The sequence below is a fragment of the Prosthecobacter sp. genome, from assembly GCF_020439865.1.
Classification (GTDB): Bacteria; Verrucomicrobiota; Verrucomicrobiia; order Verrucomicrobiales; family Verrucomicrobiaceae; genus Prosthecobacter.
The window spans coordinates 83,071-96,110 of sequence record NZ_JAGRPF010000220.1 but is presented as its reverse complement, the minus strand read 5'-3'; the positions used below and the strand labels follow the sequence as shown (position 1 = coordinate 96,110).

The 13,040-nt window shown below is 61.0% G+C and carries 15 protein-coding genes; 4 read left to right on the top strand and 11 right to left on the bottom strand.

The window, feature by feature from the left end; all coding sequences use genetic code 11:
• The first annotated feature begins 107 nt into the window (after positions 1-107).
• Positions 108-1,118, top strand: coding sequence for a dihydrodipicolinate synthase family protein (locus KDL09_RS23920; protein ID WP_294391020.1), 1,011 nt, complete (start codon positions 108-110; stop codon positions 1,116-1,118).
• Positions 1,119-1,147: 29 nt separating this feature from the next.
• A complete protein-coding gene (locus KDL09_RS23915; RefSeq protein ID WP_294391017.1) occupies positions 1,148-1,591 on the top strand; it encodes a hypothetical protein in 444 nt (147 codons plus the stop codon).
• A gap of 5 nt (positions 1,592-1,596) precedes the next feature.
• On the opposite strand, the gene KDL09_RS23910 is transcribed toward KDL09_RS23915, so the two are convergent.
• From KDL09_RS23910 to infA, 11 genes are all read right to left on the bottom strand, one after another.
• On the bottom strand, positions 1,597-2,739 hold the full coding sequence (locus KDL09_RS23910) for an NlpC/P60 family protein (protein ID WP_294391014.1): 1,143 nt from the start codon (positions 2,737-2,739) through the stop codon (positions 1,597-1,599).
• Positions 2,740-2,802: 63 nt separating this feature from the next.
• Positions 2,803-3,705 carry an EamA family transporter gene (locus KDL09_RS23905; protein ID WP_294391011.1) on the bottom strand — a complete coding sequence of 301 codons (903 nt, stop codon included), beginning with the start codon at positions 3,703-3,705 and terminating at the stop codon, positions 2,803-2,805.
• A complete protein-coding gene (locus KDL09_RS23900) occupies positions 3,702-4,649 on the bottom strand; it encodes an AEC family transporter (RefSeq protein WP_294391009.1) in 948 nt (315 codons plus the stop codon). The genes KDL09_RS23905 and KDL09_RS23900 overlap by 4 nt, the downstream gene beginning before the upstream one ends.
• Before the next feature lie 83 nt (positions 4,650-4,732).
• A complete protein-coding gene (locus tag KDL09_RS23895; RefSeq protein WP_294391006.1) occupies positions 4,733-5,332 on the bottom strand; it encodes a class I SAM-dependent methyltransferase in 600 nt (199 codons plus the stop codon).
• Positions 5,329-6,378: an FAD-dependent oxidoreductase gene (locus KDL09_RS23890; protein ID WP_294391003.1), complete on the bottom strand. Its 1,050-nt coding sequence runs from the start codon at positions 6,376-6,378 to the stop codon at positions 5,329-5,331. The genes KDL09_RS23895 and KDL09_RS23890 overlap by 4 nt, the downstream gene beginning before the upstream one ends.
• A gap of 83 nt (positions 6,379-6,461) precedes the next feature.
• The gene (locus tag KDL09_RS23885) at positions 6,462-7,259 is read right to left on the bottom strand and encodes a hypothetical protein (protein ID WP_294391000.1); all 798 of its coding nucleotides are present in this window, start codon (positions 7,257-7,259) and stop codon (positions 6,462-6,464) included.
• Between the two features lie 22 nt (positions 7,260-7,281).
• Positions 7,282-9,135, bottom strand: coding sequence for a glutamine--fructose-6-phosphate transaminase (isomerizing) (glmS, locus tag KDL09_RS23880; RefSeq protein WP_294390997.1), 1,854 nt, complete (start codon positions 9,133-9,135; stop codon positions 7,282-7,284).
• Positions 9,136-9,260: 125 nt separating this feature from the next.
• Complete coding sequence (locus KDL09_RS23875; RefSeq protein ID WP_294390995.1) at positions 9,261-10,682, bottom strand: DUF1501 domain-containing protein; 1,422 nt, start codon at positions 10,680-10,682, stop codon at positions 9,261-9,263.
• Between the two features lie 46 nt (positions 10,683-10,728).
• Positions 10,729-11,133: a hypothetical protein gene (locus KDL09_RS23870; protein ID WP_294390992.1), complete on the bottom strand. Its 405-nt coding sequence runs from the start codon at positions 11,131-11,133 to the stop codon at positions 10,729-10,731.
• On the bottom strand, positions 11,130-11,678 hold the full coding sequence (locus KDL09_RS23865) for a ribonuclease H-like domain-containing protein (RefSeq protein ID WP_294390988.1): 549 nt from the start codon (positions 11,676-11,678) through the stop codon (positions 11,130-11,132). The genes KDL09_RS23870 and KDL09_RS23865 overlap by 4 nt, the downstream gene beginning before the upstream one ends.
• A 21-nt stretch (positions 11,679-11,699) precedes the next feature.
• Positions 11,700-12,056 carry a translation initiation factor IF-1 gene (infA, locus tag KDL09_RS25185; protein ID WP_345781106.1) on the bottom strand — a complete coding sequence of 119 codons (357 nt, stop codon included), beginning with the start codon at positions 12,054-12,056 and terminating at the stop codon, positions 11,700-11,702.
• A 148-nt stretch (positions 12,057-12,204) separates the two neighbouring features.
• On the opposite strand from infA, the gene KDL09_RS23855 reads away from it, so the two are divergent.
• Both KDL09_RS23855 and KDL09_RS23850 read left to right on the top strand, forming a co-directional pair.
• Positions 12,205-12,717 (top strand): sigma-70 family RNA polymerase sigma factor, encoded by a 513-nt coding sequence (locus tag KDL09_RS23855; protein ID WP_294390985.1) that lies wholly within the window; start codon positions 12,205-12,207, stop codon positions 12,715-12,717.
• Positions 12,714-13,016 carry a hypothetical protein gene (locus KDL09_RS23850; RefSeq protein WP_294390983.1) on the top strand — a complete coding sequence of 101 codons (303 nt, stop codon included), beginning with the start codon at positions 12,714-12,716 and terminating at the stop codon, positions 13,014-13,016. Before KDL09_RS23855 ends, KDL09_RS23850 begins: the two co-directional genes overlap by 4 nt.
• Positions 13,017-13,040 lie beyond the last annotated feature (24 nt).

The window sequence follows — 13,040 nt, the reverse complement described above, 5'->3', positions numbered from 1 at the left end:
CGCGGGCCGTGGTGCTTCGAGCATTTTCACAACGACCTCGCACAGCTTTTCCGTGAAATGGGCGTCTTGCGCGACATGCTCCGTGGCTGGATCAAAGCCAGCCCGCCATGAGTTTCCGCCAGCAGCTACAACACGGCATCGCCATTCCCGCGCATCCGCTTGCGTTGAATGCGCAGCGCAAACTCGACGAACGTCGTCAGCGGGCGCTCTCGCGCTACTACATCGCCGCTGGTGTCGGCGGACTCGCCGTCGGCGTGCACACGACGCAGTTTGCCATTCGCGATCCAAAAGTCGGTTTGTTTCGTCCAGTGCTCGAACTCGCGAAGGAAGAGATGGATCGTGCCGAGAAACCGCTCGTGCGCATCGGCGGCATCTGCGGAATGACGAAGCAGGCCGCGAGCGAGGCCGAGTTGTTGCGTTCGCTTGGCTATCACGCCGGTTTGCTCAGCCTCGGCGCGATGCGTGATGCCTCCGAGGACGAAATGATCGCGCACTGTCGCACCGTGGCCGAAGTGCTGCCGGTTGTGGGGTTTTATCTTCAGCCCAGCGTCGGCGGACGCGTGCTGCGTCATTCGTTCTGGCGTCGTTTCGCCGAAATCGAAAACGTCGTCGCCATCAAGATCGCGCCATTCAACCGCTACCAGACGCTCGACGTCGTTCGTGCCGTGATCGAGGCCGGACGCGATGACATCGCGCTCTACACCGGCAACGACGACAGCATCGTCACCGACTTCCTAACGCCGTTCCGCTTCGACGGCAAAGAACGCCGCATCGTCGGCGGCCTGCTCGGCCACTGGTCCGTGTGGACGCAGCGCGCGGTCGAACTGCTCGAACGCTGCCGCAATGCCGACGTCACACCCGAGCTGCTGCGTCTCGGCATCGAGGTCACCGACAGCAACGCGGCCTTCTTCGACGCCGCGAACGTCTTCCGCGGCTGCATCGCCGGTCTGCATGAAATCCTCCGCCGTCAGGGCCTGCTCGAAGGTCTCTGGTGCCTCGACGAGCACGAATCCCTCAGCCCCGGCCAGCTCGAAGAAATCGACCGCGTCTGCCGCGCCTATACGCATCTGAGCGATGACGTTTTCGTCGATGCGCATCGCGACGAGTGGCTGCGATGACTGGGCCGCTCTCAAAGTTCTTCGATTCCATGAATCCCGAAATCACGTCGTATCTCGATTCAAAAGGCTGTTACTTCAGAAATCGGCCTTGGGAAGTTGATGAAGCGCTGACGCGCCTTGGAGTAACACCGCCGCGTGAGTTTGTTGAGTTTTTTCGGAAATACGAAGGCGGTTTCGGCAGCCGACATATCTCGTTCGAGCTCGCGGATATTGTCGGCCATGCCGAAGAACTGACGCAGACATGCCGTGATGTTCATGGTTTCCCCAACCAATGCGTGGTTTTGTCGGACGAAGTTGCTGATGCAGTCCTTGTCTATGACACGCTAAAGGACGAAATGTATGACGTCGATTTTGAAGGGAGTGATGAGAAGTTACGGGAAGGAACTCTGGAACCTGACTGGCCTAGTTTTAGCGCATTTCTGGAGTTTTACTTCTTGGGACAAGGTCGCATGTCCGCTCGCAACATTTCTTGAATCCTTCAATTCCGGAAAAACCGCCTGATCGAACTCACCGCCTGATCGACTTTGCGTTCCAAGACGCTCTTCGGTGGCGGAGCGGGTGTGCGGCGTTTGGTCGACGTGCTCGAAGCCGTGGTGGTATTCTTTTTCGTGGTCGTTGTCTTGGGCTTGGTGGTCGTGGTGGTCGTGGTGGTCTTCGGTGTTGCGTCGGCCACGGTGGCCTTTTTGACTTCGACTTTGTCCTCGGTCCCGGCGCTGGTGGTTTTCGCAGTGGAGTCGGTTTTTGATTCGGGTTTCGCTTCAGAGACGATGGCGACGGCCTTGCGCACTTCTTCTTTGGGCAGCTCTGGTTTTGCTTCCGATTTGGGCGCGGGCTTTTCAACCGCTGCAGGTTTCGTGTCATCCGCCGCTTTGGAGGCGGCTACGATGACAGGTTTCGGTTCCTTCGGCACGAGGCCGGGAGCGTGGCCGTATCCGTAGAAGTGTGACGGGCTTTCGGCTTTGGGCAGGTTGAAGTCGAACACGCTAACGCCGCTGCGGCGTTCGCCATGGAAGCTGCGACCGTCGCTGGCGCCGAAGACGACGCGTTTGCCGGTCTTCTTGAGTTTGCCGAGGTAGATCATGACGTGCGTGACGGGCAGCTTGCGCTTGGTCTCGGTGGTGTTGGTCCAGAAGAGCAGGTCGCCGGGTTTGAGGTCGGCGAATTCGTCGCTGTCGAAAGCAGTGGCGGTGGGTGTGAGGTGGAGCTGCGTTTTCTTTTCCACCCACTGGCACATTTCGTCGGACTGACGCGGCACGTCCTTCAAGCCCTGGAAGTGCAGCATGTGATACACGGTGCCAGAGCAGTCCATGCCGCCCTTCGCAGGATCGTGCGAGCCATAGAGGTAACCGAGTTCGAGATGCGTGAGCGCGAGCGCGCTCTGCACGAGGCTTTGCACCTGCTTCGGATACTTGTCGAAGTCACGAAGGTCCTCGATGCTGATCGTGGAGACTGCGGCTTTCGAGGGTTCCACCGGTTTTTCATCCGGCTTGGCGGGCGATTCCTTTTTACCAATCGCTTCAGATTTGGAGGCTGTTTTTTCCGAAGATGAAGTCGTGGTGGCTGCGCGGCAGGTGAACGCCGCAAAGAGCACGATCATCGCGAGTCGCAGGGAAAAGTGCATGGCAGTCGGAGGCTTGAGGTTTGCTGACCTGTTTGGACGCCTGCGTGCGTGGATTTGATCAAATCAAATTCGCATCCGTGCGACCACGGCAAAGATTACGCCTGCCAGCAGCAGTGTGGCGGCAAGAATGCGGATGCCGTAAGCACGTCCGGATTCGTGGCGCTCGCGGTTGCCGATGAGCGGTCCAAGCCAGGCCACGGCCAGCAGGCTCCACAGACCGCGCGTGGCGTAAACGACGTTCACGCCGATGGCGTCATTGAAGAACGCCAGCGAGATGCCCATGACCACCGATTGCGCCGCGATGAGCAAACTGCCGCCGATGGACCATTGCGTGGCGCGATTCCACGGCATCGGCGGCGGTTTGGGCATGAGCGCCATGGCAAACAACGAAAGCCCGCCGGTGGTGAGAGCGAGGATGGCGAGAAACGTGCGCGGGCCGAAGGCAGGCGCCCATTTTTGCAGAATCACATCCGCAAACGCGAAGATCGCCGCGCTGATGAGCGCCATGACGACAGGCCCCGCGAAACGCGCACCCTTCGGCGTCTTCCAATCCGTTGCGCTCATGAGGAAGATGCCCGCTGTCGTGATGATGGCGGCGATCCACATGAGCGGCTTCATGCTGCCGGCGATGAGCAGGCTCGCGCTCAAAGCGACGAACACGACCTTCGATCCGAGCACCGGCGTGACGAGCGAGACATCGCCGCGCTGCATGGCGATGAAGGTAAACCAGCTCCCGATGAAGAACAGCGTGCCGAGCCCGACGGGCACATACCATTGATGCCAGGCCACCGGCTGCTTCTCCAGCAGCGCGAGCGGCAGGAACACGAGCGACGAGGCCCAGTTGTTGATGTGAAAGCACGCCATCGGATGCGCGCCTTCCGTGAGCGCCTTTTTCAAAAACAGCGACGCGACGGAGTAGCCCACAGCAGCGCCCAGCGGCAGCAGCAGATACCACGGCAGGTTCATGCGCCGACGAGTTTTAATCCCCACGCGATGACGATCGGCGTGGTGACGCAGCTCACGACCGTGGTGGCGATGACGACCTGCACTGCCGTGGGTGCGTGACCGCCATACATGCGTGCGATCATGATGTTGAACACAGCGGAAGGCATCGCGGCCTGCACAATGAGGATGCGTTTCAGTTCGGTTGTCACCGGCAGGTAATACGCCGCCGCCACGAACCCGAACGGCAGCACGCCGAGCCGCAGCACCGGGCTGAGCACCGCCACCTTCCACTGCATTCGCTCCTGGCCGATCAGATCGGCGATTGATGCGCCGATGAGCAACACCGCCAGCGGCACCGCACATGCACCGAGCATCGTGAAGGTGTTGTGCGCCATCGCCGGAATGTAGCCGTGCAGGCCGGTGAAGTTCAGCGCGAGCGAACTCAGGATCGTGATAACCGGCGCGTTCAGCGCGAGACGCCACGGTGCTTTGTCAAAACCCGTCAGCATGCCGACTCCCGCCGTCCAGCAGGCGATTTCGACGCCAAGCGTGAAGGTGAACAGCACACCGAGCGTGCCTTTGTCCGGAAACAGCGCCGTGACGATCGGAATGGCCACGAAGCCGTAGTTTTGCAAACCGCAGGCCACGCCAAACGTGCGGCGGCCTTCGCCTCGCTTCAAACCAATGATCGGTGCCACAAAATACGAAAAGCCGATGCTGAGCGCCACGAGTGTGAAGCCCAGACCGGCCGCAACAGCGACGGGACCGATGTTCATCACCGATTCATTGCCCACCACGCGCTCGATGATGAGTGCAGGCGTCAGCAGCATCACGGAAAGCTTCATCAGACTCACGTCCGCTTCAGGCTTCAGCAAGCCCGTGCGCCGTGCCACAGCCCCCGCGGCCATCGTGAGATACACGGGTATGGCGACGGACAGGATGCTGAGGAAGTCGAGGTTCGACATGGGGTGCGGCAGCTAGGCAGTGATGTGGCGGAGTGCAAGCAATGCCATGCATACGTTGCTCACACTTCAGCGTGATAAAGTGCTCAACCGCGCTTCCACACCACCCATAGTTCGGGCGGTGAGGCCGCCCGATTCACGGGCCGCAGGTGCTGCACCTCGAATCGCCGTGAATCGAGCGTGGCAGCCCATTCGGCGATGTGGCGGCCTTCGTCGGCTCCGCCTTCGTGGCCAGGATACACCGTGATCGTGAGCACGCCGGATGGCTTGAGCAGATCCAGTGCCTCGCGCACCGCGATCATCGTTGTCTCCGTGCGTGTGATGAGCGCCTTGTTCGTGCCTGGCAGGTAGCCGAGGTTGAACATGACCGCGCTGATCTTTCCATGCAGCTCGACCGGCACTTGAGCGCGCATCGTTTCATGGCCCGCATGAATCAACGTCGTCATTTCAGCCGGCACACGCTTCCGTGTCTCGATCAAGGCGGCTTCCTGCACGTCGAAAGCAAACACATGGCCCTCTGGCGCGACGCATTGCGTCAAAAACAACGTGTCATGTCCGTTGCCCATCGTCGCATCGATCGCGACGTCGCCCGCACGAAGACGGTCCTTCAAAATCAACTGCGCCCACAGCACAGACGACGGCAGGCCACCGTTGGGGCTGGCGAGATGGGGAGGGCGTTCAGTCATACCGAGTTTTGCTGCAGATCGAACGCTTCATCAAGCGCAGTGCCATCCAGCAGATGTTCGAGGAGATGACGAGCGAGCCACGGGGAACGGAGGGAGCCTTTCGAGCCGAGGCCGTTGAGGAACGCGACGCGTGGATGACTGGGATGCGTGCCCATGAGGGCCTGGCGGTTTTTGATGATGGGACGAACGGCGCTCTGCGTGGCAGTGATTTGGGCGGAAGTTTTGAGCAGCGTTTGCAGAGTGGCTTCAAGCTCCTGCACCTGCGTTGGTGAAGGTGTGTTCTGATCGGCAAACGACCATTCGTAGGTGGAGCCGGCACGCAAGGTGCCGTCGTTGCGCGGGAGGAGCCAGCAGCCGCGGTTGAGGATGCGCTTCTCGCCGTGAAGATCGGCGGTGACGGTCAAAATGGTGCCGAGGGCGGATTGGAACGGAACCCAGTGGAGGAGCGGATGATGCTGTGCGCTCCACCCCTGTGCCCAGATGACGTGGGTGAAGCTCTGATCGTTCCAAGTGACGCCTTGAGCGTCATCATGAACCTCGTCAGGTTTCACATCGGCTTTGCGCCATGAATCGAGTGATTCGAAGAACGCACGGCTGGCTTGAAGATAGGCGGTGGTGTCGAGCCAGGCGGCGTGGCGCTGTTGAAAGCCGTTTTGTGGATTGTGAACCACGTCCGCGTTGAGTTGCGGTGGCTGGCGATGCAGGAAGGGCTGCATGTCGGGATCGCGGCGGCGCTTTTCCCATTTGGCGATTTCCTGTTCGTTCTTCAGCAGGCGCACGTAGCCGCGTGGGAAGAGAAAGCGCTGCTTCAAGCGTCTGCCGCACCCGCGGTAAAAGCGCAGCGCTTCGCGATAAAACAGGGCATAGCGCCAGCTTACGGTGAGACGCATGCCGGTGATGGGCGTGATCAAGCCGGCGGCCACTTTCGAGCAGGTGATCGCTTCATCACGATCGACAATGACGAAGGGCACTTCCCGTTCCCACAAACGCCATGCCAGGGCGGTGCCGGCGAGGCCCTGGCCGATGATGAGGATGCGGGGTGACATGAACCGCAAGTTGATAGCCGAAAGTCGTGAAAGAGCGTGAAAAAAATCCACTCCAGTCACTTCGAAAGACAGCAGCGGCAGGCCTACCGCTCAGTCATGATGGCCAGCAGGAGCCGCTTGAGCTTTTCGTGGGTCTGGCTGACCTGCAATTCAGTCGGCGGGCTTGTTTCCACGTTTTTCCACAGGGTGCTGATCTCATCAATCGCGGTGCCGATGCGCTTGACCAGGGCCTCCTCACGCTTGGAGGCATTGAGGCTGCTGAAGTGCTCGCGAACATCCTGCAGGATTTCCGGGGAGCCGATGCAGAGCGGGCGGATCTTCACGGCCGGATCTTCGGCGACGACGGTGGAAACAATTTCGAGCATTCGCAGCCAAAGACCGAGATCGATCATCACCGCGAGGTCGTCATCCCGCTGCTCTCTCAGCATGCGGATCAGCTCCTGATGGCTGTCCACAATTTCGTGGCGCAGCTCCTTCCACTCGTTCATCTCGGCCATTTTGCCCTGAGCCATGAGGCGGGGCATGAGCTTTTCGCCGAGACCGAGCATGCGGCAGTAGCTGAGCACGTCCTGGTTGTTGTTGCGGAACTGCTGTGAGTCTCCCGCCTGCCAGACGAGGAAACTGTCCGCTAGCAGGCTGCCGAGAATCAGTGAGGCGTGTCCGCGGTCGGTGGGTGGCGTGGGCGGCGGCGGCCGAAAGAGCAGGCGCCAGCGGGCCTTGGTGTGCTGGCTCACCCAATCGAGAAAATCGGCCGGAGTTTGGTCGGCCACGGCAGCTTCCGGGCCCTGCTCGCCCGAGGACATTGCAGGCATCCCGCACAGGCACAGCCCCAGCGTGGCGATGCAGATCGTTAGGCTGGAGCGAAGCAGGGAGGTTGGCATGACAGGGAGCGGACGGCTAACTCTACTCCACGGTCACGCTTTTTGCGAGATTTCTCGGTTTATCCACATCACAACCCCGGGCGACCGCCGTGTAGTAGCTCAGAAGCTGAAGCGGCACGACATTGAGAATGGGGGTGAGGTAGGACGGGCAATCCGGCACGTAGATCACGTCGTCCGTGATGCGTTCGAGCTCGGTGCGGCCTTCGGTCGTCACGGCGATGACGGGACCCTTGCGGGCGCGGACTTCCTCGATGTTGCTCACGTTCTTGTCGAACACGGCGTCGTCGGGTGCGATGAAGATGGAAGGCATGTCCGGCTTCACCAAGGCGATGACGCCATGCTTCAGCTCCGCGCTCGGATGGCCGCTGGCGTAGATGTAGCTGATCTCCTTCATCTTCAGCGCGCCTTCGAGTGCCACGGGATAGTTCGCCTGACGGCCCATGAAAAGCATGCCCTCGGCATGCGCGTGCTTCTCGGCAATGGCTTTGATCTTGTCCGCCTGCTTCAAGATCGTGACGATCTTGTCTGGCAGCTCTTCGAGCTGATCGATCATTTCGAGGCCATCCACACTCGAAAGGTGGTGAATGCGGCCCAGCAGCAGGCTCAGCAGCGTGAGGATGGTGACCTGGGAGGTGAAGGTTTTTGTGGCGGCCACCCCGATTTCCGGTCCGGCGTGGATGTAAACGCCGCCGTCGCTCTCGCGGGCAATCGTGCTGCCCACGGTGTTCACGATGCCGAGGCAGCGAATGCCTTTGCGCTGGCCTTCGCGCATGGCAGCGAGCGTGTCGATGGTCTCGCCGCTCTGGCTCATCACAAACTGCAGCGTGTTCTTGTTCGCGGGGACGTTGCGATAGCGGAACTCGCTGGCGATTTCGACTTCCGTCGGCACGCGGGCTAGGGTTTCGATCAAATACTCGCCCACCATCGCGGCGTGGTAGGCCGTGCCGCAGCCGGCGAGAATGATGCGGTCGATCTGCGCCAGCTCACGCGGCGTCATGTTCAGCCCGCCGAGGATGGCGGTGCATTCATCACGGGAAAGGCGGCCGCGCATCGCGTTCCGCAGCGAGGTTGGTTGCTCGTAGATCTCCTTGAGCATGTAGTGCGGGAAGTCGCCCTTCTCGGCGTCGTCTGCGCTGAATTCGACGCGGCTGACTTTCACTTCGGCAGGGACGCCTTCATGTGACTGCACGCTGTAGCGGTCCTTCGTGATGACGACGATGTCGTAGTCGTTGAGGTAAACCACGTCGCGGGTGTGGTTGACGACGGCGGAAACGTCGCTGGCGAGGAAATGCTCGTGATCACCGAGTCCGACGATGAGCGGACTGCCGAGTCGTGCGCCGACGATCACGCCGGGCAGATCTCCATGCATCACCGCGATGCCGTAGGTTCCTTTCACACGCGCCAGAGCGGCTTTCACGGCATTGACGAGCCGCTGCGTGCCGTCCTTCTCGGTCGATTCGTCGAAGTAGGTGCCAACCAGGTGCGAGAGCACCTCGGTGTCGGTTTGCGACTGAAACGTGTGGCCCTTGGCGATCATTTGATCGCGCAACGTCTGATAGTTTTCGATCACGCCGTTGTGGACGAGCACCAGCTTGCCGGACTGGTCGGGGTGTGGGTGGGCGTTCACGTCCGTGGCTGCTCCGTGAGTGGCCCAGCGGGTGTGGGAAATGCCCATCGTGCCGAGCGGGTTCGCAGCGGTCACCGCCTGACGCAGATTGTCGATCCGGCCGGCGCGTTTCACGATGCGCAGGCTTTCGCCGCCGCCATTGAGCGCCATCCCGGCCGAGTCATAGCCGCGATATTCCAAGCGCCGCAGTCCGTCCAAAAGGATCGAGCTGGCCTGACGATTGCCGATGTATCCAACGATTCCGCACATGAGAAAGTAAAAGGGGGTAAAACAGGTTCTGCCGAATGACAGGCCGGTACGATACCGCCCCGCAGAACCCACGCCAGCAGTTCATGCCTGGGGCATTTTTCTTTATTGGAACGAAGTCGTCCAACTCAGGCCATGATCCCACCGACCAGTTCCCCGTGGACGTCCGTGAGGCGGAAATCACGGCCTTGGTAGCGGAAGGTGAGGCGCTCGTGATCGAGGCCGAGCAGATTCAGCACCGTGGCGTTCAGGTCGTGGGTATGGACCGGGTTTTCGGCGATGTTGAAGCCGAAATCATCGGTTTTGCCATACACCGTCCCCGGTTTGATGCCGCCACCCGCCATCCACATGGTGTAGGCGTCCTTGTGGTGATCGCGGCCCGGGGAAGTCTTGGTGCCGTCGCCGTTGATGCCCTGGCGCAACGGAGTGCGGCCAAACTCGGCGCCCCAGATCACTAGCGTCTCATCCAGCAGGCCTCGCTGCTTCAAATCGCGCACGAGCGCGGCCATTGGCTGATCCACGTCTTTGGCCTTGGCTGACAGGCGCTGTTTGAGGCCGCCATGATGATCCCAGTCGGAGTCAAAGAGCTGCACCATGCGCACGCCGCGTTCGACGAGGCGCCGGGCGAGCAGGCAGTTGTTGGCAAAGGAGGCCTTCCCCGGCTGCGCGCCATACATGTCGAGCGTCGCCTTCTTTTCCTGGGTGATGTCCATTAGCTCCGGCACGCTGGTCTGCATGCGGTAGGCCATTTCATACTGGCTGATGCGCGTGGCGATCTCCGGATCGCCCACGACGCCGAGCTGCTGCTCGTTGAGCGCCCTCACGGCATCAAGCACCCGGCGACGGTCTTTGGAACTGTGCCCGGGCGGATTGCCCAAAAAGAGTACCGGTTCACCGCTGCCGCGGAACTGAATGCCCTGGTAAACGCTGGGCAGAAAGCCCGTGCTCCAAAGCGTCGACCCGGCGCCACCGGGCGGCCCCGACAACAGCACCACGTAGGCCGGCAGATCGCGATTTTCCGCGCCCAGACCGTACGTCAGCCAGGCGCCCAAGCTCGGGCGCCCGCCCTGGCCAAATCCGGTGTGCAGGAACATCTGAGCCGGAGCGTGATTGATCTCGTTGGTGTGCAGGGACTTCACCACGCAGATGTCGTCCGCCACGGTTCCGAGATGAGGCAGAAGCTCGCTCAATTCGAGCCCGCTCTGGCCGTGACGCTGAAATTTGAACTCCGTTCCAGCGAGCTTCAAATCGCCGCCGATGAAAGCGAAGCGCTTGCCCTTGGTCAGCTCTTCCGGGCAGGTCTGCCCGTCCATCTTCTGCAGCATCGGCTTGTAGTCGAACAGATCGAGCTGCGATGGCGCGCCGATCATGTGCAGGTAGATGATGTGCTTTGCCTTCGGCGCAAAATGGGGGCGCGGGGCGATGGCCGCCGCCGCAGGCAGGTCCCGCGCGAGCAGAGATCCCAATGCCATCGACCCCAGGCCCAGTCCCGACTGGCGGAAGAACTGGCGGCGTGAAACATCGAGGAAATCTGGGGCGGGCGGAGTCACGCTGCTGAAACGCCGGAATTCGCCCACAAGTTTCCTGATTTGGGGCTCAGTTCGGCTTACGGAAGCAATGCACGACAAACACTCCTGCAAGCGTCGTCAGCGCACCTGTCGCGTCGGCGACGAGATCGCGCATCGTTTCGTGGACGCTGTGCTGGATGTGGGTGCCGTAGAAGACATCGGAAAAAAGTTCGGCGAACTCCCAGAACAATCCCAACGTGCAGGCGAGTGCGAAGGTGAACAGGTGGCGTGCGAACGGAGTGAGCTGTCCGAACCAGGAGGCGAGGCAGTTCAGTGCATGCCAGAAGAAGAAAGCGATGGCCACTCCGCCGCTGTAGTGCATCACGAAATCGAGCTGCTGACGATAGGGCGTGCGCAGAATGATCTGATGGAAGATCAAGACCGCGAGCGGAGCCCAGCCGGCGCGCACAAAAAGACTAAACAGCGGCGTCATGCCTTCCAGTCCACGTTGGCGATCTGCTCGCGGCCGTTGCGGTCGTGGTATTTCACGTGGCCGTGCTGGACACCATACTCGTATACGCACTTCGTCACTTTCACATCGTAGCAGCAGTACTCGGCGATCTTGGCGACTTCGCCCTGCTGCCACCAGCGCAGGGCATCGAGACCGTCGGCGGTCTTGCCGGTGCCGAGTGTGGCTGCAGCGACGGCATCGAGCTTGATGCGATGGCCGAGAACCTTTTCGAGCTCGATGAGCATGTCGAGGCTGTGAGGCAGATCAGCGGGGTCGAACATGATGTCGTGTCCCTTGAGCACCTCGTAGTCGAACCCGATGTGGTTGAAACCCACGACCAGGTCGGCTGCCTTGAGCTGTTTGATCAGCTCCGGGGCCTCGTCTTCCGTGTAGATCCGGTATTCGTTCATTTTGGTGCTGAACGTGACGGCCACGGAGATGCCCATCTTGTGCTTGTTGCCCCAGCCGCCGACATCGTTTGCCGTGCGGCGTGTTTCGAGATCGAAATAGACGATGTCTCCGGCCATGATCGCGGGCGTGGCGTGAGCTTAGCCGATGCGATACACGATGCGCGCCTTGTCCATGTCGTAGGGAGACATTTCGAGCTTCACGGCGTCACCGATGACGAGACGGATGAACTTCTTGCGCATCTTGCCGGAGATGTGCGCGAGCACTTCGTGGCCGTTGCGGAGCTGTACACGGAACATGGTGCCGGCGAGCACGGCGGCGATGGTGCCTTCGAGTTCGATGGCTTCCTCTTTCTGCTTGCCCGTATCTTCAGGCTCAGGCGGACGTGGCGGTGGTGCGAAGCGTTGAGGCGGGCCGCCACGACGGGGTGGGCCGCCGCGTGAAGGACCGCGATTGGGGCCGCTGCGTGATGGGCCGCGATTAGGAGGACGTGACATGCGTGAAAAAAGTTGGGCGTGAGGATGCTCCCACGCTCGGGGATTACAAGGGTAATTTTGTGAGGTGAATGGTCGAAAAGCCCTGCAGACCCATTCGGATAGACAAAAGTCTCGCCGCCGTGCGTCCTGTTCGTGAAACTGCCTCTCAATGTACGCCGCTCCGACATTGTCCGAACTTTACGACGCCCACGCGGCCGGCCTGTTCCATTATCTCACGAGTTTCACGGGCGCGGAGGCCGACGCGAAAGATCTGCTGCAGGAGTTGTTCATCAAACTGGCACGGCAGCCGGTGCCTGCGGGCATCGACAACATGCGGGCGTGGCTGCTGCGGCTGGCGCATCGGCAGGCCATCGACTGGCTGCGGCGTCACCATGTGCGGCGCCGTGCGGAAGAGGCATCCCGTGCCCCTGTGGAAATGTTTGCCGCGCAGGACGATCCTGATCAGGCGGAGCTGGCAAAGCGTCTCGGGGCGGCGCTCTCGTTGCTTCCGCTGGAACAGCGCAGTGTGGCGCAACTGAAGCTCTGGGACGGTCTCACCTTCGAAGAAATCGCGGAAGTGCAGGGCATTCCGCTGAACACGGCGGCCAGCCGTTATCGCTACGCCCTGGAGAAGCTGCGCAGTGAACTGCGACCGCTCTACGACGAACTCACACCCTCATGAAAACGAATCACGACTCATTTGAAAACGATCTGCTTGCTTTGCGGCGGCGGGAGCTTCCCGGGCATTGGCGGGATGAGATGCTGCAGGCTGCGGCGACAGAGACCACCCGTCATGGATCACGTACTCCGCGCTGGCTGGTGGCCGGCTGGAGTCTCGCCTGGGCGGCGATCCTCCTGATGTACCACACGATGCCGTCGGAACCGCAGACGCGGATAGCGCCCTCTCCTGACAACCTCTCAGCGGCGGCGCTCTGGCAGCAGCACAACGCCGCCATTGAGGCCCTGCTGGCCGCCAACTGACCCCAACACTTCCAACCTTCTCAT